The organism is Caballeronia jiangsuensis, from assembly GCF_046030135.1.
Classification (GTDB): domain Bacteria; phylum Pseudomonadota; class Gammaproteobacteria; order Burkholderiales; family Burkholderiaceae; genus Caballeronia; species Caballeronia jiangsuensis.
On record NZ_JAQQDB010000054.1, the window covers coordinates 1 to 20,704 of the forward strand.

At 62.1% G+C, this 20,704-nt stretch carries 23 protein-coding genes; 14 read left to right on the plus strand and 9 right to left on the minus strand.

The features are described from left to right. From PQR08_RS34570 to PQR08_RS34580, 3 genes are all read left to right on the plus strand, one after another. Window positions 1–222 (plus strand): hypothetical protein (locus tag PQR08_RS34570; protein ID WP_408163876.1); only part of this gene is annotated, 222 nt, incomplete at its 5' end. A gap of 10 nt (window positions 223–232) precedes the next feature. After that, window positions 233–1,129: a LysR family transcriptional regulator gene (locus PQR08_RS34575; protein WP_250486361.1), complete on the plus strand. Its 897-nt coding sequence runs from the start codon at window positions 233–235 to the stop codon at window positions 1,127–1,129. A 109-nt stretch (window positions 1,130–1,238) separates the two neighbouring features. After that, on the plus strand, window positions 1,239–1,988 hold the full coding sequence (locus PQR08_RS34580) for a carbonic anhydrase family protein (RefSeq protein WP_238218105.1): 750 nt from the start codon (window positions 1,239–1,241) through the stop codon (window positions 1,986–1,988). Here PQR08_RS34580 and PQR08_RS34585 read toward each other — a convergent pair. Next, window positions 1,985–3,568, minus strand: a complete 1,584-nt coding sequence (locus PQR08_RS34585; RefSeq protein WP_250486362.1) for an alanine/glycine:cation symporter family protein — start codon at window positions 3,566–3,568, stop codon at window positions 1,985–1,987. The two genes, PQR08_RS34580 and PQR08_RS34585, sit on opposite strands and share 4 nt — an antisense overlap. 240 nt (window positions 3,569–3,808) lie before the next feature. Here PQR08_RS34585 and PQR08_RS34590 point away from each other — a divergent pair, with 240 nt between their 5' ends. Then, window positions 3,809–4,321: a DUF2165 family protein gene (locus PQR08_RS34590; protein ID WP_238295496.1), complete on the plus strand. Its 513-nt coding sequence runs from the start codon at window positions 3,809–3,811 to the stop codon at window positions 4,319–4,321. After that, complete coding sequence (locus PQR08_RS34595; protein WP_250486363.1) at window positions 4,318–5,310, plus strand: alpha/beta hydrolase; 993 nt, start codon at window positions 4,318–4,320, stop codon at window positions 5,308–5,310. The genes PQR08_RS34590 and PQR08_RS34595 overlap by 4 nt, the downstream gene beginning before the upstream one ends. Window positions 5,311–5,317: 7 nt before the next feature. Here the strand turns inward: PQR08_RS34595 and PQR08_RS34600 are convergent, their stop codons facing one another. Both PQR08_RS34600 and PQR08_RS34605 read right to left on the minus strand, forming a co-directional pair. After that, complete coding sequence (locus PQR08_RS34600; RefSeq protein WP_250486364.1) at window positions 5,318–6,265, minus strand: TauD/TfdA dioxygenase family protein; 948 nt, start codon at window positions 6,263–6,265, stop codon at window positions 5,318–5,320. Window positions 6,266–6,304: 39 nt separating this feature from the next. Then, a complete protein-coding gene (locus tag PQR08_RS34605) occupies window positions 6,305–7,318 on the minus strand; it encodes an ABC transporter substrate-binding protein (RefSeq protein ID WP_250486365.1) in 1,014 nt (337 codons plus the stop codon). Between the two features lie 213 nt (window positions 7,319–7,531). On the opposite strand from PQR08_RS34605, the gene PQR08_RS34610 reads away from it, so the two are divergent. Next, window positions 7,532–8,362 (plus strand): class I SAM-dependent methyltransferase, encoded by an 831-nt coding sequence (locus PQR08_RS34610; protein ID WP_250486366.1) that lies wholly within the window; start codon window positions 7,532–7,534, stop codon window positions 8,360–8,362. On the opposite strand, the gene PQR08_RS34615 is transcribed toward PQR08_RS34610, so the two are convergent. The 3 genes from PQR08_RS34615 to PQR08_RS34625 are packed head-to-tail and all read right to left on the minus strand — an operon-like array spanning window position 8,359 to window position 10,496. Beyond that, complete coding sequence (locus PQR08_RS34615) at window positions 8,359–8,742, minus strand: DUF1801 domain-containing protein (protein ID WP_250486367.1); 384 nt, start codon at window positions 8,740–8,742, stop codon at window positions 8,359–8,361. The two genes, PQR08_RS34610 and PQR08_RS34615, sit on opposite strands and share 4 nt — an antisense overlap. Before the next feature lie 53 nt (window positions 8,743–8,795). After that, entirely contained in the window at window positions 8,796–9,335 is a 540-nt protein-coding gene (locus tag PQR08_RS34620; protein WP_250486368.1) for a DUF4142 domain-containing protein, read from the minus strand. 42 nt (window positions 9,336–9,377) lie between these two features. Next, the gene (locus tag PQR08_RS34625) at window positions 9,378–10,496 is read right to left on the minus strand and encodes a GGDEF domain-containing protein (RefSeq protein WP_250486369.1); all 1,119 of its coding nucleotides are present in this window, start codon (window positions 10,494–10,496) and stop codon (window positions 9,378–9,380) included. A 233-nt stretch (window positions 10,497–10,729) separates the two neighbouring features. On the opposite strand from PQR08_RS34625, the gene PQR08_RS34630 reads away from it, so the two are divergent. The 3 genes from PQR08_RS34630 to PQR08_RS34640 all read left to right on the plus strand — a co-directional run bounded on the left by PQR08_RS34630 (window position 10,730) and on the right by PQR08_RS34640 (window position 11,891). Continuing rightward, on the plus strand, window positions 10,730–11,314 hold the full coding sequence (locus PQR08_RS34630; RefSeq protein ID WP_238218095.1) for a glutathione binding-like protein: 585 nt from the start codon (window positions 10,730–10,732) through the stop codon (window positions 11,312–11,314). Window positions 11,315–11,417: 103 nt separating this feature from the next. After that, a complete protein-coding gene (locus PQR08_RS34635) occupies window positions 11,418–11,624 on the plus strand; it encodes a hypothetical protein (protein ID WP_250486370.1) in 207 nt (68 codons plus the stop codon). Between the two features lie 51 nt (window positions 11,625–11,675). Further along, the gene (locus tag PQR08_RS34640; protein ID WP_187607025.1) at window positions 11,676–11,891 is read left to right on the plus strand and encodes a hypothetical protein; all 216 of its coding nucleotides are present in this window, start codon (window positions 11,676–11,678) and stop codon (window positions 11,889–11,891) included. 18 nt (window positions 11,892–11,909) lie between these two features. On the opposite strand, the gene PQR08_RS34645 is transcribed toward PQR08_RS34640, so the two are convergent. Then, window positions 11,910–13,811 carry a potassium transporter Kup gene (locus tag PQR08_RS34645; RefSeq protein WP_250486371.1) on the minus strand — a complete coding sequence of 634 codons (1,902 nt, stop codon included), beginning with the start codon at window positions 13,809–13,811 and terminating at the stop codon, window positions 11,910–11,912. A gap of 217 nt (window positions 13,812–14,028) precedes the next feature. Here PQR08_RS34645 and PQR08_RS34650 point away from each other — a divergent pair, with 217 nt between their 5' ends. Continuing rightward, entirely contained in the window at window positions 14,029–14,442 is a 414-nt protein-coding gene (locus tag PQR08_RS34650) for an RcnB family protein (RefSeq protein WP_250486372.1), read from the plus strand. Between the two features lie 113 nt (window positions 14,443–14,555). Here PQR08_RS34650 and PQR08_RS34655 read toward each other — a convergent pair whose 3' ends face one another. Beyond that, window positions 14,556–14,759, minus strand: a complete 204-nt coding sequence (locus PQR08_RS34655; RefSeq protein ID WP_250486373.1) for a hypothetical protein — start codon at window positions 14,757–14,759, stop codon at window positions 14,556–14,558. Window positions 14,760–14,910: 151 nt separating this feature from the next. After that, window positions 14,911–16,119, minus strand: coding sequence for a glycoside hydrolase family protein (locus tag PQR08_RS34660; RefSeq protein WP_250486374.1), 1,209 nt, complete (start codon window positions 16,117–16,119; stop codon window positions 14,911–14,913). Window positions 16,120–16,616: 497 nt separating this feature from the next. On the opposite strand from PQR08_RS34660, the gene coxB reads away from it, so the two are divergent. Genes coxB through PQR08_RS34680 form a run of 4 tightly spaced genes read left to right on the plus strand, consistent with a single transcriptional unit; the run spans window position 16,617 to window position 20,704 of the window. Next, a complete protein-coding gene (coxB, locus tag PQR08_RS34665) occupies window positions 16,617–17,672 on the plus strand; it encodes a cytochrome c oxidase subunit II (RefSeq protein ID WP_408163882.1) in 1,056 nt (351 codons plus the stop codon). Next, the gene (ctaD, locus tag PQR08_RS34670; protein WP_250486375.1) at window positions 17,669–19,654 is read left to right on the plus strand and encodes a cytochrome c oxidase subunit I; all 1,986 of its coding nucleotides are present in this window, start codon (window positions 17,669–17,671) and stop codon (window positions 19,652–19,654) included. The genes coxB and ctaD overlap by 4 nt, the downstream gene beginning before the upstream one ends. Then, a complete protein-coding gene (locus tag PQR08_RS34675; protein ID WP_250486376.1) occupies window positions 19,651–20,265 on the plus strand; it encodes a cytochrome c oxidase subunit 3 in 615 nt (204 codons plus the stop codon). The genes ctaD and PQR08_RS34675 overlap by 4 nt, the downstream gene beginning before the upstream one ends. A gap of 1 nt (window position 20,266) precedes the next feature. Next, window positions 20,267–20,704, plus strand: a complete 438-nt coding sequence (locus PQR08_RS34680) for a hypothetical protein (protein ID WP_250486377.1) — start codon at window positions 20,267–20,269, stop codon at window positions 20,702–20,704.

Sequence of the window (20,704 nt, forward strand, 5' to 3'; positions counted from 1 at the left end):
CAATGCTTCAGCCACGTTAGACCCCTTCCCAATCTGATTGACGATTCGCGCGTCGTCGATGCACGACACGGGCGCGACTCGTCCAGCCTGATCCGCCTCGAAAAGCGCCCGGCGATGTCGTTGGGGATAAGTTTTTTGCCCGCGCACTGCGCGATAGCGGTATTTTGTCGCGCGATTGATATACTGTCCAATATCTATCTCGTCTTTCTGAAATATCTTTGACAGATATCGCATGGAACTGCGCCACGTTCGTTACTTTCTGGCCGTCGCCGAGGAGCGCAACGTAACGCGCGCGGCGGAACGGCTCGGCATCGGCCAACCGCCGCTCAGCCAGCAGATTCACGCGCTGGAAGACGAACTCGGCGTGCGGCTCTTCCGACGCACGGGGCACGGCGTCGTGCTGACCGAAGCGGGTGAGGCGTTCGCCGTCGATGCCAAGCGGCTCATGAACGACGCGCGTCTCGCCGTCGAAAAGGCGCAGAGCGCGGGGCGCGGCGAGATCGGGCAACTCAATATCGGCTTCACTGGGTCGGCGGCGTTCAATCCGGTCGTGTCGAAGCTCATCCGCTCGTATCGGCAGGCTTATCCCAACGTCACGCTCACATTGACCGAGGGCAACACCGCGCAGTTGCTCGCCCATCTCGACGCCGGCCGTGTAGATGTCGCGTTCGTTCGGCTCGGCAGCCAGTCGCCGGCGGGCGTGCAGATCAATCACATTGCGATCGAGCCGATGAAAATCGTGCTGCCCGCCACGCACAAGCTCGCGAAGAAACGCAAGGTGCCGCTCGCGGCGCTGGCGGAAGATCCCTTCGTGATGCTGCCCCGCGAAGCGAGCCCGACATTGCACGACGTCATCATCGGTGCGTGCCGTGAAGCGGGATTCGAGCCAGTCGCCGGGCAGCAGGCGCCGCAGCTTTCGTCAGTCGTGAATCTGGTCGCGGCAGAATTCGGTGTGTCGCTGGTGCCGGCGTCCGTGTGTCAGATTCAGGTCGATGGCGTCGCCTACACTGACGCCCTCGGCAGCGCGATCACGATTCGTCTCGCACTGGCCTCGCGCATCGACGCGACGGCCGCCAAGACCGCCAACTTCCTCGATATCGCGCGCCACATCGTTACGTCATCGGCGTGACATTGTCATCAGAACAAGCGCGCATTGCATTCGACGCGTTTTCGTCCAACACTTCAGTTCGCAAGAAGAGCGTCAAGAAGGCCCAATCCTTGGATCGAGGAGCAAGGTCATGCGCGAAGAAATGAAGCATCCGCTGCAATGCACGCCCGAGTGCCGCCGGGGTTTCCTCAGATCAGTGGCATCCGCAGGTATCGTCGGGCTTGTGGGTCCATCGCTTCTCATGACCTCGGCTCATGCCGATGCGTTGACGCACGCGCAGCGCGACAGCATGACGCCCGAGCAGATCATCGACCTGATGAAGCGCGGCAACGAGCGGTTTCAGAAAGGCGAGCGCAAGCCGCGCAATTATCTGCGCGAGCAGAAGGCCAGCGCGAAGGGCCAGTATCCCGCTGCCGTGCTGCTCAGTTGCATCGACTCGCGCGCGCCCGCGGAAGTCATCATGGATCTGGGTATCGGGGATATCTTCAATTGCCGTATCGCGGGCAATATCGAAAACGACGACATTCTCGGCAGCATGGAATTCGCGTGCAAGCTGATGGGCGCGAAAGTCGTGCTCGTGATGGGGCACACGTCGTGCGGCGCGATCAAGGGCGCGATAGCGAATGCCGAACTCGGCCATCTCACCGGCTTGCTCGCGCGCATCAAGCCCGCCGTCGATGCAACGCAGTATGACGGCGAACGCTCGGCGACCAACTACACGTTCGTCGATAAAGTGGCGCGCAAGAACGTCGAACTCACCATCGCGCAGATTCGCCGCGACAGCACAGTGCTGAGCGAGATGGAAAGCCAGCACGGCATCAAGATCGCAGGCTCGATGTACAACCTGAGCACGGGCGCGGTGGAGTTTTTCGGCTCTTAAGCTTCGATGCGCTCGCGAACGCCATCCTCTTGCTTCGCGACGCCGCGCTTCGCCGTCCAGTACTCCGTGCGCACGCCGATATCCTCGGATACGAACGGCCCGCGGCGCGTCGACCGGTAGTTCGCCAGCGCCTTGTACACGAGGCGTTGCCCGATCAGCAGAATCGGCACGTTGAGCAGCACCATCACGATATTCATCAGATCCGACAGCGCCCAGAGGTTCGGCAACTCGAGGCCGGCGAGCACCGTGAGCGCGCCGAATGGCACGAACACGAGCGAGCCGACGACGCGAATACCGGTAATGAAGCCGCGACTGCGCGAGATGAAGTTCGCCGATATCTCCGCGAACGAGATCATGCCGAGCAAGGTGGTGAACGCGAAGAGGCCATAACATACGCACATCACGATCTTGACGATGTGCGCGACCCCAACGGGCACGAGCGTTTCGACGGATGCGAGATAGACCGTGATCTTCGATGCCCTCACCGATTCCCACGCTTGCCCGTCGACGGTGCCGGTCCAGACATGCGCCATCACGACGATGAAGCCGGTCATCGTGCAGATGACCATCGTGTCGAAGAACACGCCGAGACTCTGCACGAAGCCTTGTTCGCATGGGTGATCGTTGTCGGCGATCGCGGCGGCCATCGTGATGGTGCCCTGCCCCGCCTCGTTCGACATCAGCCCGCGCTTGACGCCCTGCGCGAGCGCGGTGCCGATTGCGCCGCCGAAGAGCGCATGCGGTGCGAATGCGCCGACGATCACCTCATGAAAGAAGTACGGAATCAGCGGCAGATTGATGAGGATGATGACCAGGGACATCAGGCAGAACAGCGTTGCCTTGATCGGCACGAGCACATCGGTATAGGCGGTCACGCGGCGAATGCCGCCCATGATGATGAACGAGCACGCCGCGATCAACACGGCGGCGATGACGTAATACACCGTCGACTGACGTGCGAGATGCGTACCGGTCACGGTATCGACAATAGTGCCGATCGCGGTGAACACGTTGAACGTTTGCGGCGGCACGTTGAAAAGCGCATAGACGATGAACACGAGCGACAAGAACGTGCCGACGATGCGCTTGTCGCCGAGAATGCGCCGCCCATAGAACGGCAGGCCGCCGACGAACTCGTCGTGCTTCTTCTCCTTGAAGAGCTGCGCGAGCGTCGATTCCATGAACGCGGTGGCCATGCCGAAGAATGCGGCGACCCACATCCAGAACAATGCGCCCGGCCCGCCGACGGAAATCGCGCCCGTGATGCCGACGATATTGCCCGGCCCCGCGCGCATCGCGAGCCCGAGCATGAACGATGCGAGCGCGCTGACGCCGGTCTTCGACGACTGTCTGCGCAACATGATGCGCACGATCTTGCCGACGTTCATCGTCTGGATGAAGCGCGTGCGAATCGTGAAATGGATGCCCACGCCGACAAGCAGCAGAATCGCGAACGGGAATTGCCCGAGCACGGGAATGCTTGAATATGCCTTGAAATTAGTGGGGAAATCCCACAAGAAATCCGATACGGGTGCAATGAAGGCAAACAATGCATTCACGGACTGAAAGAGACTTTCCACGCGAGGCGTTCCGAATGTTGATAAACCAGCGTCGTTCGAAGCTGGCCGACGTGCCTGCGTCGGCACCTAATCGTTTGAGGCAGCGATTATACGGCCAGCGATCGACCTCTCTCTGTTGATGGCTATTGGCGAAGCTGAAGAAGTGGCGCGTTCGTGCGGGACAGTTAGTTGCGGCGCGTCGTCATGCCTATCTAATTCTTTTCTCGCACAATCGGGTGCACAACGTGTCAGGAGAACGGGATGACCGAACGACTCGCGAAACTTTTCGCCGTGGCCTCGATGGCCCTGCTGGCATCGCTCGTCAGCTTCGGCAATCTGACGGACTATGGCAGCAACCTGCAATTCGTCGAGCACGTCTTGCGGATGGACACGACGTTCCCCGGCAATGCCAACATGTATCGCGCGATCACGTCGCCGATGCTTCAGCATCTCGGCTATGACCTGATCATTCTTCTTGAGACCGTGACCGCGCTGCTCTGCTGGGTGGGCGTCATCGCGATGTGTCGGGCGATGCGGCAAGAGAATGCAGTATTCGCGCGAGCCAAGCGCTGGGCAATCGCGGGTCTCACGCTCGGCTATCTCACCTGGCAGGTCTGCTTCATGACGATCGGCGGCGAATGGTTCGGCATGTGGCAGTCGCAGCAATGGAACGGCACGGAGAGCGCGTTTCGCTTCTTCATGACCTTCCTCGTGATATTGATCTTCGTGACGCGCGCCGAAACGCATCCACCCTCTTTGAGAACAACCGCATGAATACGAACGATGCAACCAGCGCGATTCAGGTGCGCGATATCGGCAGCTTTCACGTCGGCGGAAAGATGGTCACGCTGTCGGGCATGAGTCCGCGCTCGCGCGTGAGCACGGCACACGGCGCCGTCCATCCGGTCGATCCCAATGGCGAAGTGATCGTCGGTCAGATGTATGTGCAGTACGTGAGGCTCGCATCGCCGCGCGGCCCTCATCCGCTGTTGCTCTGGCATGGTGGCGGCATGAGCGGCGTGAACTGGGAGACGACGCCCGATGGACGCCCCGGCTGGCAGATGTACTTCCTGCGCGCGGGCTTCAATGTCTATGTGTCCGATGCCGTCGAACGTGGCCGCGCATCGTGGGCGCCCTATCCCGATGTGTATCCCGAGGCGCCTTACTTCCGCACTGCGCGCGAGGCATGGGAAGAAACGTTTCGCTTCGGTCCGGAAGGTTCATGGCACGCGCAGGCGCGATCGCGCCGGCCTCATGCGGGCATGCGCTTCGATGTATCGAAGATGGAAGCCTTCATGAATCAGTTCGTGCCGCGCTGGTCGACGAACGACACGCTGACGCAACATGCATACGACGCGTTGATCGAGCGCCTGCCGGGCAGCATCGTGCTCACGCACAGTCAAGGCGGCAACTTCGGTCTGCGCGCCGCGCTGAATGCGCCCGAGCGCGTGACGGCGGTCATCTCGCTCGAGCCTTCAGGCGCGCCCGACCCCGCGCAATATGATCCGCATAGCCTGCGCGGCGTGCCGCATCTGTTCGTCTGGGGCGACTATCTGGAGCGGCATCCGTTCTGGGTCGAGTCCGTGCCAAAAGTACGGCGCTGGCACGATGCGCTCGCCGCGGCTGGCGTCGATACGGAATGGATCGATCTTCCCGCACGCGGCATCGAGGGAAATAGTCACGCGCTGATGGCCGATGACAACAGCGATGACATCGCGGGCATCGTGCTCGAATGGATGCGGGCGCGGCGGCTCATCGACTGATTCATATTCAATTCAACGCCACCGCAGCCGCCGCGCCCACCGGCGATCCCTCGATCGCCACCGACCTTTGCCCATCCGGCCCGACCGGCACATCGCCGACGAGCGTCGTGCGATACAACTGCCGATCGAAGTCGAGATCGAAGATATCCGTGGGCGCGAGATGCGCGGTCGCGCGATTGTCCCAGAACGCAATGCTGCCCGGTTCCCACTTGAAGCGCACCGTGAATTCCGGCCGCGTCACATGCTCCCACAAGAGTTCGAGCAACACCTGGCTTTCACGCGGCGCCAGTCCCGCGATGTGCTTGAGGAAACCCGGACTCACATACAGCGCGCGTTCACCGGTTTCGGGATGCACGCGCACGAGCGGATGCTCGCTCACGAGCGTGTGATCCGTCACGGCCTTCGTGAACGCATCGGTGCCGCTCGCGCCTTGCGGCGGCGCGAAGCGATGCACGCCACGCAAGCCATCGACGAATGCACGCAGCGGCGCGGAGAGCTTCTCATACCCAATCACGAGATTGGTCCATTGCGTATCGCCGCCATAAGGCGGGATCGTCACGCCGCGCAGGATCGATGCGAACGGCGGATTCACCGCCGCCGTGACGTCCGTATGCCAGCCGGTCCAGGGACGCAGCAGCGAAGGCCCTTCGAAGCGCGTCGCCTTGCGAAACTTCGAGATCGAATAAATCTCGGGATGACCTTCGACATGTCCGAACACCGGATGTCCCACCGTGAGCTCGCCGAATTGCGCGGAGAACGCGATGTGCTGCTCGTGACTCAGAAACTGCTCGCGAAAGAAGATCACGCGCCATTTGAGCAGCGCTGCGCGAATCGCTTCGACCTGCGCGGGAGACAGCGCACGCGTAAGATCGACGCCGCCGATCTCCGCACCGATATGCGCCGAGAGCGGATTGACGGTCAATTCTGCTTCTTTCTGGATGGCAGCGGCATTCATTTCGTATTCCTTTATATATGGGATAAATGGACGACGCGCTCAACTGCCTTGCGCGTTCGCGTCGTCGGCGAAAAAGTAATCGCGCCACGACTTCGGTTCATGACGAATCACGCCGACCTTATGCAGAAACGCACCCAGTTGCAGCGTGTTTTGCGGCGTCGTCGCGAAGCTGGCTTCCTTGTCGCTCAAAATGCGTTCGACGAACGCCGGCGAAAGCTTCGACCCGTCCTGGCGAATATAGATGGCCGCCGCTTGCGCCTTGTCCTTGCCGACGAGCTTCGCAGCATCGTCGAGCGCGGCGCGCACGGCGGCATAAGTCTTCGGATTGTCCTTGCGCCATGCGCCGGACGTCACGACGACGCTGCCCGTCGATGGACCGCCGAGAATGTCGGTGGAACTCGTTACCTTGTGAATCTTCGGGTCTTCGAGTTCCTGATACTGATACGGCGCGTTCGAGAAATGCAGGTTGACGACCGAGTTGCCCGATAACATCGCGGTCGTCGCATCGGCGTGCGGCATGCTGACTTCGAAGCGATCCAGACGCGCATAGTCGGCATCGCCGAAAGCTTTGGCCGATGCCATCTGCAGTAGCCGTCCCTGTTGCGACACGGCGACGGACACCACCGCGATCCGATCCTTCTCGCCGATATCCCGGATGCTGCGAATGCGCGGATCGTTCGTCACGAGATATACCGGCACCGCGCTTTGCGCCGCCATCGCGCGAAAGTCCTGACGCCCGTGCGTGCGGTCCCAGATCGTCATCAAAGGCCCGATGCCGATGGTCGCGATATCCGCCGCGCCCGACAGCAACGCCTCGTTCACAGCCGCGCCGCCCGAGAGCGTGCTCCATTGCACGTCGATGGCAAGTCCCTCGCGCGCACCCGCTTTCTCGATGAGCATCTGATCTTTCGCCACTTTCAGCAGCAACGAGCCGATACCGTATTGATCGACGATCGTCACCTTCCCTTCGGCGTGCGCGCGATGAATCGGCAATGCGAGCAACGCCATCGACGCGAACACGGCGAATAAACGCTGCAATGAAAATGTCGTCATGCGGGATATCGTGGGAGAGCGGCGAACGATAAATGTACTCGTCGCTTACTCACACGCGAACGAAGAAATCCCGATACGGATAGCTTCGTCCGCGATAAGCGCGCGGGCGGCGCTCTTTTTCACCGAAAGTTATCTGAAATATTTGGGGCGGGAAGTGGCTTTTGTCGCGCAGCCACTAACATGAAAGGGGCACGCACACGCGAGGTCACAGCCATGAATCCTTCCGTCAGTTCCACCGGCGCCTACGTGCTCGGCCATTCCGATCCGGAAGTGCAGCGACTGGAGAATCAGGCGCGCTTCATCGGCGATCTGACCGAAGAGGTCCTGCGCCGCGCGGGGCTCGCGTCCGGTATGCGCGTGCTCGATCTGGGCTGCGGCACGGGCGATGTCTCGTTTCTGGCCGCATCGCTCGTGGGACCGGACGGGTCGGTGTCCGGCATCGATCAGGCGCCCGGCGTGATCGACCAGGCGCGCGAACGGGCGCAGCAAGCCGGCCTCGGCAACGTGCGCTTCGACGTTGCGAGCGTGGCGGATTTCGAACTCACGGAACCCTTCGACGCCATCATCGGCCGGCTCATCCTGCTGCATCTGCCCGATCCCGCCGCGACCTTGCGCCGTCTCGCCGACCGTGCGGGCGCGGGCACGCTCTTCGTCTTTCACGAGATGGACATGAGCACTGCGCGTTCGGTGCCCGAGTCGCCGCTATGCGCGCAGGGCACGCGCTGGATCAGGGAAACTTTCAAGCGCGCGGGCGTCGAGACCGACATGGGATCGAAGCTGTTTTCGACGTTCCGCCGCGCCGGCCTGCCCGGCCCGCAGATGCTGCTATCGGCGCGCTTCGAAGGCGGGCCCGACTCGTTCGCGTATCAGTATCTGGCCGAGGTGTTGCGCACGCTGTTGCCGCTTGCCGAGCGCTTCGGCGTTGCAAGCGCGGATGCGATTGGCATCGATACGCTGGCCGCACGACTGCGCGATGAGATCGTCGCGCTCGATGGCGTCATACAGCCGCCGGCCTTCATCGGTGCGTGGGCACGCGTGGCCTAGCCGGCCGCTTTCTTCTTCGATTTCGACTGATTGAACTCGATTGCCGCGCGCACGAGATTCTTCAGCGCACGCGTGTCGATCTTGTCGCCCTCGAAAAAATCGATCGCGCGCCGCGCATTGCCTTCGAGACCCGCGTTGAAGAGCTGTCCGGGATCGGGAAGGCTCGCGCCGTTGGCGAAGGTGAGCTTCACTTTTCCCTTATGCGCGTTAGCCACCGCGATCATGCCGTCGCGATACCACACCGGGCTACCCATGTATTTCCACTCCTCGACGATCCCGCTATCCGCCGCCAGAATGGTCTTGCGCACATTGGCGAATGTCTCGCCACGCCAGTCCGTGATGCCGGCAATCAACGCGTCGATTCGTTCCGAAGGGTTCATGCATATCTCCGTGCTTTTGCGTTTTGTTTATGCCTCGCTCGACGAAAGCGGCGTCAGCGTATCAGACCCGGACTGCCGATCGTGATTTGCAGCCGTTGAGCCTGATCGAGATGAAAGATGAACGACGGTCGCGAGCGGATCAGCAAGGTCCGCACCTCCGCGCTGCGCGCCGTTCGAATATAGCCATCGACGGCATTGACCAGCTTCTGCAAATAAGCGACTTCGCGATCCAGATACGCTTCGTCGAAATCGTAAATGCTGGTCTGGTCGAGATCGGCTATATCGTCGCGGCTTTGCTTCGTCAATGCCTCGCTCGTCGCGCTGCGTTGCGGCTGCGTGCCGTATCGCTGCATCAGCGTGGCGATCTCCTGATTGACTTGCGCATGTTCCGACACGATCCGCTTCGCGAAGACCTGCAGGCTATAGGAGCGTGTCTTGCGCAAGGCCAGACTGGCCGTGGCAATTTCCGCCTGATTCGCGACGAAAATCACGCCGAGCATTTGCTCATCGGAGAGGGGCCGTTCCTGCGCGTTCGCACAGACCGTCCACGCCAGCAGCAGCAGCAACGCCGTTGCGATGCGTTTGCCGTTCATCCGCGTCTCCGGGTTATGTCGATACCGACGACTCTACCTTGATCAGACCGTCAGCGTGTTGCGGCCCGCGAGCTTCGCACGATACAGCGCGACATCCGCGCGTTGCAGTGCTTCGTGGAAGCTCGCATCGTGCGCGCCGATCTGCGATACGCCGATGCTCGTAGTCCATTCCGGCATGCCTTCGGTGTATTTGCGGCACGCAGCGTGAATCTGGTTCGCGCAGGCCTGCGCATCCGATGCGCGCGACGCCGGAACGATCGCGACGAACTCGTCGCCGCCGAGCCGCCCGAACTCGCCGCCCAGCGACGCGACTTCCGCGCCCGCGAGCCGCGCGAGTTCAATCAGCACGTTGTCGCCCGCGAGGTGACCGTGCCGGTCGTTGATCTGCTTGAAATGATCGAGGTCGATGGCGAGCACGGTCGCGCCAGGCGCGGCGAGGCGCATCGCGTAAAGCTCGAATCCGGCGCGATTCCAGACGCCTGTGAGCGGGTCGCGCAGCGCAGCATCGCGCAGGCGGCGTTGCGCTCGTTCGGCGGGAATCGCCAGCAGGCCGAGATTGAGTACGCCCAATAGCAACTGGTCCGAGAGCATCGGAATCAGCGCGAGGTAATTGATGTGCGTGCCCGACCACGCATAGGCTGCGAGCGTCACGGCATAACCGGGCAGATAACCCAGCATTGCGAATCCGGCGATGCGCCGCGCGCGGCTCTTCTCGCGCCGCCCGCTCGACCAGAGGATGATGCCGGTGATCGCGGCCGAGATCGCGACACTGATCGTATCGCCCGCGTGCGTCAACATCGCCGCTACCGGACCGGGACCGACGATCCATCCCGGCAAGACATGCGCTACCGCGCAACCCAAAATCGGCGCGAGCATCCATGAGCGGAACGGAGGCTTGCCGTCGAAAGCGCGCAAGCCCGAAACGATCAACATGTTGGTGGCCGCGAGCGCGCCGAGCAGCAGGCCGATCAGGACCGGATTGCCGCGCGCGGGCTCGAAGCCGGTCAGCACGGCCGCGTAGAGGAACGCGCTCGCAGACCAGTGCACGAACTGCGGCTCGATCTTGCGGCCGAAGCGCACCAGCGCGAAGACGAGCCCGAACGCCGTGCTCGCGAGCACGCTGCAAAGGCGAAGTGTTTCAGTGTCAGGTGTGTGGAACATGGAAAAGCCCGCCACGTGCGGTGGCCGGGACATCGACCGTCATCGACGGCGGACCGCGCATCGCGACAAAACGGCCGTATCATACCTTTCGCCTCCGCGCGCTGCGGAAACGGCACTTTCGGGTCAACGGCACGCACGCGGCAAAACTTTAGGGCCGTCCACCTTTTCGCGGCATGAGCCTTGCTCGCCGAATAGGGTTCCCGCACAGCCATCACGGAAAGGAGACGCGCATCATGAAACTGTATTACGCACCCGGCGCATGCAGTCTCGCCGATCACATCGCGATGCATGAAGCAGGCCTGAACTTCGATCGCGTGAAGGTCGACCTCAAGTCCAAGATCACCGACGACGGCACGCCGTTCAACGAAATCAATCCGAAGAGTTACGTTCCCGTAGTCGAATTCGACGATGGCAAGCGGCTCACCGAGAACATCGCGATTCTCTATTGGGTCGCGCAAAAGGCGCCATCGCTTGCGCCTTCCGGCGACGACGGAAGTCTGCGTCTGCTGGAAATGCTCGCGTTCATTTCGACTGAGATTCACAAGCAGTTCGGCCGCGTGTTCCGCCCGTCTTCGGATGCGGAAGCCGCGGCCGCGCGCGAGAAAATCGGCCAGCGCTTCGCGCTCATCGCGAAGACGATGCGCGGCGATTATCTGTTCGGCGACAAGGTGAGCGTCGCGGATGCGTATCTGTTCACGATGCTGACGTGGGCGCGAAAGATGAGCGTCGATATGCCCGCCGAGCTTCAGGCGTTTTACAAGCGCATGCGCGAGCGACCGGCCGTGAAGCTTGCATTCGAGCACGAGGGACTTGAGTGACCTGTCGCGCGTGACGCACGGCACATCGCCGGGCGGGTCCGGCGTTTGCTGCACGATAGAAGGCGCGCATCGGCGCGCCATCTCACGATTTCCGGAGGCCATCATGGAGCCAGGCAAGGGTGTGCCGCACGCCACCGCCGATGACATGGACGAACCCGTGGGCCGCGACGATTCCACGCCGACGTCCTCCGAAGACACGAAGCAGCGTCAGCTCGACGAACGCGAAATGCGCACGCACGAGGTATCGGAAAACGAGTTGCCATCGTCGCAGGAAAAGAACCCTGTTCCGCCCGATTCCCGCAAGCCATGACCTCGCACTGAGCGGTCGCGACGCGGATGTCACTCATTGGGAGATCACATCATGTCTACCGAGACCTACGTTCGTAACGGGCACCATGTCGAGATCACCATCGATCAGGATCCGACGGGACAATGCACCTGGTCTTACACCGTCGATGCGGACGGCTACACCGAAATGCGCGATCGCCCGCTAGACACACACGATGCGGCGCTGGAAGCGGCGAAGAATCACGCAAATGCGAAGGCCGACATGCTGCCCGCCGGCACCGCGCAGTGATCGCATGAATCACGTGCCTTACAGCACGACCTGAACGCCGAGTTCGACGACATCTTCACTTCGAAGTCCGTAATATTCCGCGCTCGTTGCCGAATGGAACGCCATCTCCCCGAAGAGGCGTTCGCGCCAGCGCGGCATCTGCCCGTGCGAGCAGCCGGGCGTCGCTTCGTCGCGCGGCAGGAAGAACGTCGTGTGTTTCGGATCGAATCGCCAATCGCCGAGTTGTCCGTCGAGCGATGACAGCAGGCGCGGCAGGTTCGGCCGTTCGACGAAGCCATGACGCGAGATCACTTCATAGCAGCCCGCGCCCAGATCGCGCACTTCGATGCGCGTGTGTTCGTCGACACGCGGCGCCGATTCCGCGCGGTTCGCAAAGATCACCGTCGTCTCGTGCAGCACGCGGTTATGGCGCACGTTGCTCGTGAGGGCGGAAGGTGTAGCGCCCGGCGTGCTGCCCGGATAGACGGCAGTGCCCGGCACGCGCGCGGGCGGCTCAGGCTTGTTCAGCACATCGCGCAGGAATTCCGCGAGCGGTGGCGCGCGCGATGCATGTAAATGCGCGAGTTGAAGGCCGCGATGCCATGTCGCCATCAGCACGAACAGCACGATGCCGATCGCAACCGGAAACCAGCCGCCTTGCGGAATCTTGTGGATGTTGGCCGCGACGAGCAACGCATCGATTGCGATGAGCGGAACGCTGAGCGCGGCGACCGCGAGCCACGGCCAGCGCCAGATATTGCGCGTGACGCTCACCATCTGCACGGTGGTGATCAGCATCGTGAGGCCGACGGCGATGCCGTATGCCGACGTCAGCCGGTCCGAACTGCGAAAAGCGATCACGAGGAACATCACCGCGATGAACAGGACCGCATTCACCGCGGGCACATACACTTGCCCGCGCTGCGATGCGGACGTTTCGATTACGCGAAGCCGTGGCAGGAAGCCGAGTTCAATCGCCTGACTCGTCATCGAAAAAGCCCCTGAAATGACGGCTTGCGATGCGATCACGGTGGCGAGCAATGCAATCAGCACGGTCGGCACCAGCGCCCACGAAGGCGCGGCGAAGAAGAAGGGTTGTCTGGCCGCGCCTGGCTGATACAGAATCGTCGCGGCTTGCCCGAAATAACCGATGACGATAGCCGGAAACACGACGATCATCCATGCAAGCCGGATCGCGCGCCGGCCGAAGTGACCGATGTCGGCATAGAGCGCTTCGGCGCCCGTCAACGCGAGAATCACGGCGCCGAGAATCGTGAATGCGAGCGCGGAGTGCGCGAGCACGAGCGACCACGCATACGCTGGCGAAAGCGCACGCAGCACGTCCGGATGCTCCACGATCCGGTAGACGCCCACCGCCGCAAGATACACAAACCAGAGGAGCATGACCGGCCCGAACGACTTGCCGACGACCGCCGTGCCGCGCGATTGAAACAGAAAGAGCGCGATGAGAATCGCTACCGCGATCGGCACGATGAATGGCTCGAACCTGGCGCTCACCTGACTCAGGCCTTCGACCGCGGACAGCACCGAAACCGCGGGCGTGATCATCGAATCGCCGTAGAACATCGCTGCGCCGAACAAGCCGGCCATCAGCAGAAGATGCGGAACGCGTCGCCCCTGTTGCTCGTAGCCCGAACGCGCGAGCGCCGTCAGCGCGACGATGCCGCCCTCGCCTTCATTGTCCGCGCGCATCACATAGCACACGTACTTGCCCATCACGACGATGACGACGGCCCACACGATCATCGAAAGAATGCCCATCACGATCGATGCATCGACGACGCCCGCGTCGCTCACGCCTTGCCTCAACGCATAGATCGGGCTCGTGCCGATGTCGCCGAACACGACGCCAAGCGCGCCGAGCATGAGGGCCGAGAGCGCTTTCTTCGGCGCGTGGACGTTTTTCGAAGTCGATGTCATCCGACGCGTGGGTCTCCGGTATGCCGTGCCGAACAGATAGCAATCCGCATTCCGCGCAGGTAATCGGCGCTTTCTTTCAATAGCATTAAGTATTAAATGCGCCTTCTCGCGTAATCAAAGGTAAGCGTTGCTTACACATGCTCACGTCATTCTTCCGATTCATTGCGTACAGTCCCGGCATCGAGATTATCCCTTTGCAACTTTCAAGAGGAAGAACATGAAGAAGAATCGAATCGTCGCCGCGCTGCTTTGCGCGACCATCGGACTGACGACGGGTGCCGTATTCGCGCAGCTCGCACCGAATGGCCCGGACGGCTATCACGACATGAATCGCGGGCCCGGCGGACCCGGCGCGCCCGGCCACGGCCCCGAGATGAACGGTCACAACGGGTACGATCACAATGCCCCGCGCCCGCCCGAGCATGCGAACAACGAGCCGCATCATTCGGACTGGCGCAAGGGCGAGCGCCTGTCGTCCGATTACCGGAATCATCAGTACGTCGTCGACGACTGGCACGGTCACGGCTTGCATCAGCCGCCGCGCGGATATCAATGGGTCGGCGTAGGCGCGGATTATCTGCTGGTCGCGGTCGCGTCGGGCGTTATCGCGCAGGTCGTGATGTCGCAATAACTACGCATTCGCTTCCTTCGTTCGTTTGAACGCCCGGAAAGAAAAGCCCGCCTGTTCAGGCGGGCAATGATGCGCTCAACGAGAGGGGATCGAGGCGCACATCCAAAACGCAATCAAGCCTTTCCGCGAATCGTATCGGGCGCGTCGCGTTGTTGTGTCGCGCCGCCCGGCCGATCCTGCGTCGTGACCGTCTGATCGAAGATAAAGCCCATCGCGATATGCTCGGTGTTCGTGGAGCCGCAGGCGGGACACGTATCTTCTTCGAGAGCATCGTCCGAGTAAATGAGCTTGTTGCATGCTACACAGCGGATCAGCATCTTTACTCCCGAATATGAGTGAGAAGTAACTCATTTATATGCCAAAAAGAGCGGACAGCCAATTGCTCTTTACACGTATCGCATTAGCGCTTTCTCCACTAAATCCTTAAATGCGCCAGCAAGCGTCGAGCCTGCTCATCGACCGATAGCTTCATCGCGGATTCGTCGCGATGAAGTTCTTGACCGCCGTGTAAGTCGGCTTCTTCGTCACGCCATCGTTCAGCATGATGCCGTACGGGCCCTGTCCTGTCGGCGGATCGTCGTAGAGCTCATAGACCTGAAGCGACTGAATGTTGTACTGCGGCGCGATGGCAAGCAGCGCGCCCATCATGTTGTTGGCCATGAACGTCGCCGCCTGGTCGGCCGTGCCGGGGAAGTTCGGCCGCATGCCCACTTCATTGATCCAGATCGGCTTGCCGAGCGATTGCAACGTGCCGATCACGTTGTAGCAAAGCGTTCCGCATGCGTGGGTAATGTCGCCCTGCTCCGAGTACCAGTGCCACGCGGTGATGTCCCACGTGACGACCGGATGCCCGCTCGTGCCGTCGGGCTGCGTGCCGTTCGCCAGCATCACGTCCAGGCCCAGATGCATCCACGTATTGCCCCCGATCACGATCTTCCCGGCGGGATCGACCGACTTGATGCCCGCGATCAAGCCGCGTATGACGCCGCGCGCAATCTGGAAGCAATCGTTCTTGTAGTCAGTGCTGTTCACGCCGTCGACCCAGCCGACGAGACACTCAGGCGCCAGTTCGTTGGTTACTTCGTAATAAGCATAGTGCTGCACATTGACGATCTGCTGTGCAAGCGTATAGCTCGCCTGATAGGCCGAGTTTTCGTCGGGGAAGTTGAGCTGCTGCAGGAGCACCGGATAAACCGTCACGCCGGATTCGGCCATCATCTGCGCGACGCTCGCCAGTTTTTGCGCGCCGGCCACGGTGGAGACATCGCTGCGATACAGCGTGACACCGAGATCCTTCAGTTGCGCGAGTTGCTGTTCGGGCGTTGACGTCGTGTACGGACCCGCCGCGTTGACATGGCCATTCATGCCATAGAACACACTGCCCGAGGGCGCGATCACGGACAGCGCGGTGCTGGCTGCGCCGCTCGCCGGCGCCGGGCTCGACGCGGCCAAAGGCGCCGACGCGCCGCCCTCCGCAGGAGTCGATGCAGCCGAAGGACTCGATTGCGAACCACCCGTTGTGGTGGCGCCGCCACCGCCATCGCCGCTACCGCCTCCGCATGCCGCCAGCATGAAGACGACCGTGAAACTCAGCAACGTCGATAGTCGTCCCGGCGAAGCAGTTCGACGCAACCTGAATATGCGTGCAATGGAGGAGATATAACTGTTCTTAGTCATGGCAACTTCGGAATGTCGAAAACGATATCGAGCGATCGTTTCATTGCCGGCAGTGAAACACCCGACCCGCGCGGCGACATCATCGCGAATGAGTGCTGGCCGCGTCCGGAATGGCGAACGCAGCCGCGCTTCGATACGAGAAATAAAGGAGCACCCCGATGGCCGATGCGCAAGTAACGCGATGGCCCGGACAAGGCGCTCACCGAATGCCACAGGGGATCTTCGCGGTTCGGTTGAACAGAAGCGCGCGAAGAAGGATCGGAATTTTTGTAGAGGAAGCGAACATGCAATCGACATGCATGTCACGAATACGTTAGTACATCATATCGTCCGCCTCGGCATATTCAAGCGCTGAAGGCCCCTCGACAAAAATACCAATCGATTCGGTTACGCTGATTAGGCTGAAGAAATATCAGTAAGGCTTTCGTTGGGATCACGGATTGCTTGCGCGAAGAAACCCGGCGCATAACCTTGAGCCCAATCTTTTCCGGAGACGCATGCGGATGCTTGCTATGCACAACGCGATTCATTGTGCCAGGCGAAGCACCCGCGCAGTGATCGCCCCGCTCGTCGCGCTCGTCTATCAAACGAACGTACGCGCTGATGCACCGCTGAACTACTTCCTTCACGCCGATGGCCCCGCCGCCACGCCGACGATGCGCCTCGGCTGGGCGCTCGCGGCACTGGCTGTCGTCGTGGCGCTGACCGTGACAGGCTTGCTTGTCGCGGCAATCATGCGCAGGCGGCCACCGCCTGCGGAACGCGATGCGGCACACCTGCAGGCCGAAGGCGGTGGCATGCATTGGGTATGGATCGGCACGAGCATTTCGTCGGTTGCGCTGTTCGTCACGCTCGCGTATGTACTCGTCACGCTCGAATCGGTCGCATCGCCGCGCAAGACGCCGGAGCTGACCATCGCGGTCACGGCCTACGACTGGTGGTGGAAGATCGACTACACGCGTACGAATCGCGGCGAAGCAGGCGTGACCACGGCGAACGAGATTCATATCCCCGTCGGCGAGCCGGTGAAGATCGAGTTGCGCAGCGCCGATGTCGTCCATGCATTCTGGGTGCCGCGTCTCGCGGGCAAGACGCAGACGATACCGGGCGTCGTCAACGAGCAATGGATCGAGGCGGATCGCGCGGGCGTGTATCGCGGGCAATGCTCGCAGTTCTGCGGCGCGCAGCATGCGCACATGGCATTCGAAGTGATCGCGGAGCCGCGCCCGCAATTCGATGCGTGGTACGCGGCGCAAGCGCTGCCGCATGTTGCGGATGCAAGCGTGAATGCCGGCGCAAAGCTTTTTCTCGATCGATGCGCGGGCTGTCACGCCGTGCGCGGCAGCGATGCAAGCGGCACGCAGGCACCCGATCTCACTCATCTGAACTCGCGCCGTCTTCTCGCGGCCGGCGCGTTGCCGAATACCGCATCGAATCAGCTCGACTGGATACGACATGCGCAGCGCATCAAGCCGGATGCGTTGATGCCGTCGATCGCGCTATCGGCATCGGATGCCGCTGCGCTCTCCGCCTATCTTCGGACACTGCAATGACCGAACACGCCGCCACGCCCGCGCCGCTGCAACGCACGCTCACGATCGGCCGCATCGAGCCCGGCAGCGAGCAGGAGCGCAGGCTGCGCGAACTCTGGGAGACGCCGCCCGGCTGGCGCGGCTGGCTCTCGACGGTCGATCACAAGCGCATCGGCTTGCGTTATCTCGTCACCGCATTCGCGTTTCTGATCGCCGGTGGCATCGAAGCGCTCGTGCTGCGCGTGCAACTCGCGCGCCCCGACGCAACGCTGCTCACGCCCGAGCAATACAACCAGCTCTTCACGATGCACGGCGTGACGATGATCTTCCTCTACGCGCTGCCCGTGCTGTCGGGCTTCTCGAACTATCTGTGGCCGCTCATACTCGGCGCGCGCGACATGGCGTTTCCACGCCTGAACGCGCTGTCGTACTGGATCTTTCTGTTCGCCGGACTGTTTCTCTACGCGAGTTTTCCGTTCGGCGAAGCGCCCAATGCGGGCTGGTTCAACTACGCGCCGCTCGCGGGACTCACCTACAGCACGGGACCGAACATCGATATCTATGCGCTCGGCATGGTGTTGCTCGGCATCTCGACGACAGTCGGCTCGATGAACTTCGTCGTCACGTTCCTGCGCATGCGCGCGCCGGGTATGTCGCTCGATCGCGTGCCGGTGCTGGTATGGGGCACGCTCACCGCTTCGGGCGGCAACCTGCTCGCGGTGCCTTCGGTGAGTCTCGCGTTCTTCATGTTATGGCTCGACCGGCGCATCGGCACGCACTTCTTCGATGTGCTCAACGGTGGCCGCGCGCTGCTCTGGCAGCATCTCTTCTGGATCTTCGCGCATCCGTGGGTGTATGCCGTCGTGCTGCCCGCGATGGGCATCGTCTCCGATGCGCTGCCCGTGTTCTGTCGCAGGCCGCTCGTCGGCTATCTGCCGGTCGCACTGTCGACGGTCGCGACGATGGTCGTCGGCTTCGTCGTGTGGATCCATCACATGTTCGCGACGGGCATCCCGGCGCTCGCGCTGTCGTTCTTCGGCGCGGCGAGCATGGTGATCGCGATACCGAGCGCGGTCGCGACCTTCGCGTGGATCGCGACGATCTGGACCGGCAGGCCGGTGTTCCGCGTGCCGTTCCTGTACTTCGCGGGCTTCGTGTTCCTCTTCGTCATCGGCGGATTGTCGGGCGTGCTCACCGCCGCCGTGCCGTTCGACTGGCAGCTCACGGACACCTACTTCATCGTCGCGCACCTGCATTACGTGCTGCTCGGCATCAACGTGTTCCCGGTCATCGGCGGCATCTACTTCTGGTTCCCGAAGTTCACGGGACGCATGATGAGCGAGAAGATCGGGCGCATCGGCTTCTGGATCCTGTTCGCGGGCTTCAACATCGCGTTCTTTCCGATGCATATCGCGGGCCTGCTCGGCATGCCGCGGCGCATCTATACCTATGCGCCCGACATGGGCTGGAACACGGTGAACATGATCACGTCGATCGGCGCGTTTCTGTTCGCGTTCGGCGTGCTCGTGTTTCTGTGGGACTTCGCGTATAGCCTGAGACGCGGCCCCGTCGCGGGCGACAACCCCTGGGATGCGCCGACGCTCGAATGGTCGACATCATCGCCGCCGCCGCCCTATAACTTCGCGATCGTGCCGCGCATCGCGAGCCGTCATCCGCTATGGGAAGAGCGCATATCGGGCACGATGCGATCGCGGCTCACCGAGGGTTATGTGCTCGACCAGGGACGCGAAGCGCTCGGCACGACCGCGCTCGACGGCGATCCCGACGTGATCCTCAAGATGCCGGAAGACTCGTATGCGCCCTTCTGGCTCGGCGTCGCTTCATTGGTGTTCTTTAGCGGGCTCGCGTTGACCGCGTGGTGGCTCGCGGCATTCGGGCTTGCCGCGTGCGGCGCGGCCATCGTCGTATGGCTGTGGCCGCGCCGCGAACTCGGCCAGCGCGACGACACGGCCCATCCGCGTGAATCCGGAGCGACGTCATGAGCGATCTTGCGGAAACGCTGCCCGAGCGTGCGCGCTTGCCGGTCGGCAGTCCGGGCGAACGTTCGGGCGGCTGGTGGGGATGTCTCACGCTCGTCGCCACCGAAGCCGCGCTCTTCGGCTATCTGATCTTTTCGTATCTGTATCTCGCGTCGCAGACGACGGAACGCTGGCCGCCCGAAGGCATGCCGAAGCTCGGACCCGGCATCGCGAACACAGGCATCCTTCTGTCGAGCAGCGTGTTCGTGTGGGCGAGCGAGCGCTTCGTACGGCGCGGCAGGCGCGGCATGGGCGTGGCGATGCTCGCGATCGCCATCGCGCTCGGCACGGCCTTCGTCGCGATACAACTCAGGGAGTGGGCCGATCATCCCTACGGTCTGACGACGCATCTCTACGGCTCGCTCTACTTCACGATCACGGGCTTTCACATGATGCACGTGCTCGTGGGCCTCGTCGTGCTCGCGTTCCTGTTGCTCTGGACCGCGCTCGGCTACTTCGACCGGGCGCGCTCGGCGGCGCTGACCATCGGCGGGCTGTACTGGCATTTCGTCGATGTCGTGTGGCTCTTCATCTTTGCGACGCTGTATCTGTCGCCCTATGTGCTGGCGAGATGAAATGAACGACGCCTCGTCCATCGATGAGCACAGGCATCCGGCGCGCCCCGGCGGCATCGCGCTCGTGCTTGGCCTGCTGCTCGCACCCGCTGCGTGGATAGCGCAAACGACGCTCGCGCAGATGCTCGCCGCGTGGGGATGCTTCCCGCACGAACGTCCGGTGAATGCGCCCGCGATGCCCTGGCTCGAACGCGGCATCGTGATGCTGGGGTTAAGCGCGTTGCTGCTCGGCGTCGCGGGCGGCGTCATTGCATGGCGCAACTGGCGGCGCACGGGCGAACTTGCGTCGATGCTGAAAGAGCATGGATCGATCGACAGACATGCCGCGCGTGACGCGTTCATCGCACGCGCGGGTGCGCTTGCAAGCGCGCTCTTCGTATTCGCGCTGATCGCGACGGATCTCGCGTGGCTGCTCGTATCGCCATGCGGCGGACGGTGA

Bases quoted from the DNA above. Each gene is read 5' to 3' on its own strand.
- PQR08_RS34575 (WP_250486361.1), top strand. From the start codon at position 233: ATGGAACTGCGCCACGTTCGTTACTTTCTGGCCGTCGCCGAGGAGCGC.
- PQR08_RS34580 (WP_238218105.1), top strand. From the start codon at position 1,239: ATGCGCGAAGAAATGAAGCATCCGCTGCAATGCACGCCCGAGTGCCGC.
- PQR08_RS34590 (WP_238295496.1), top strand. From the start codon at position 3,809: ATGACCGAACGACTCGCGAAACTTTTCGCCGTGGCCTCGATGGCCCTG.
- PQR08_RS34595 (WP_250486363.1), top strand. From the start codon at position 4,318: ATGAATACGAACGATGCAACCAGCGCGATTCAGGTGCGCGATATCGGC.
- PQR08_RS34600 (WP_250486364.1), bottom strand. From the start codon at position 6,265: ATGAATGCCGCTGCCATCCAGAAAGAAGCAGAATTGACCGTCAATCCG.
- PQR08_RS34605 (WP_250486365.1), bottom strand. From the start codon at position 7,318: ATGACGACATTTTCATTGCAGCGTTTATTCGCCGTGTTCGCGTCGATG.
- PQR08_RS34610 (WP_250486366.1), top strand. From the start codon at position 7,532: ATGAATCCTTCCGTCAGTTCCACCGGCGCCTACGTGCTCGGCCATTCC.
- PQR08_RS34615 (WP_250486367.1), bottom strand. From the start codon at position 8,742: ATGAACCCTTCGGAACGAATCGACGCGTTGATTGCCGGCATCACGGAC.
- PQR08_RS34620 (WP_250486368.1), bottom strand. From the start codon at position 9,335: ATGAACGGCAAACGCATCGCAACGGCGTTGCTGCTGCTGCTGGCGTGG.
- PQR08_RS34625 (WP_250486369.1), bottom strand. From the start codon at position 10,496: ATGTTCCACACACCTGACACTGAAACACTTCGCCTTTGCAGCGTGCTC.
- PQR08_RS34630 (WP_238218095.1), top strand. From the start codon at position 10,730: ATGAAACTGTATTACGCACCCGGCGCATGCAGTCTCGCCGATCACATC.
- PQR08_RS34635 (WP_250486370.1), top strand. From the start codon at position 11,418: ATGGAGCCAGGCAAGGGTGTGCCGCACGCCACCGCCGATGACATGGAC.
- PQR08_RS34640 (WP_187607025.1), top strand. From the start codon at position 11,676: ATGTCTACCGAGACCTACGTTCGTAACGGGCACCATGTCGAGATCACC.
- PQR08_RS34645 (WP_250486371.1), bottom strand. From the start codon at position 13,811: ATGACATCGACTTCGAAAAACGTCCACGCGCCGAAGAAAGCGCTCTCG.
- PQR08_RS34650 (WP_250486372.1), top strand. From the start codon at position 14,029: ATGAAGAAGAATCGAATCGTCGCCGCGCTGCTTTGCGCGACCATCGGA.
- PQR08_RS34655 (WP_250486373.1), bottom strand. From the start codon at position 14,759: ATGCTGATCCGCTGTGTAGCATGCAACAAGCTCATTTACTCGGACGAT.
- PQR08_RS34660 (WP_250486374.1), bottom strand. From the start codon at position 16,119: ATGACTAAGAACAGTTATATCTCCTCCATTGCACGCATATTCAGGTTG.
- coxB (WP_408163882.1), top strand. From the start codon at position 16,617: ATGCGGATGCTTGCTATGCACAACGCGATTCATTGTGCCAGGCGAAGC.
- ctaD (WP_250486375.1), top strand. From the start codon at position 17,669: ATGACCGAACACGCCGCCACGCCCGCGCCGCTGCAACGCACGCTCACG.
- PQR08_RS34675 (WP_250486376.1), top strand. From the start codon at position 19,651: ATGAGCGATCTTGCGGAAACGCTGCCCGAGCGTGCGCGCTTGCCGGTC.
- PQR08_RS34680 (WP_250486377.1), top strand. From the start codon at position 20,267: ATGAACGACGCCTCGTCCATCGATGAGCACAGGCATCCGGCGCGCCCC.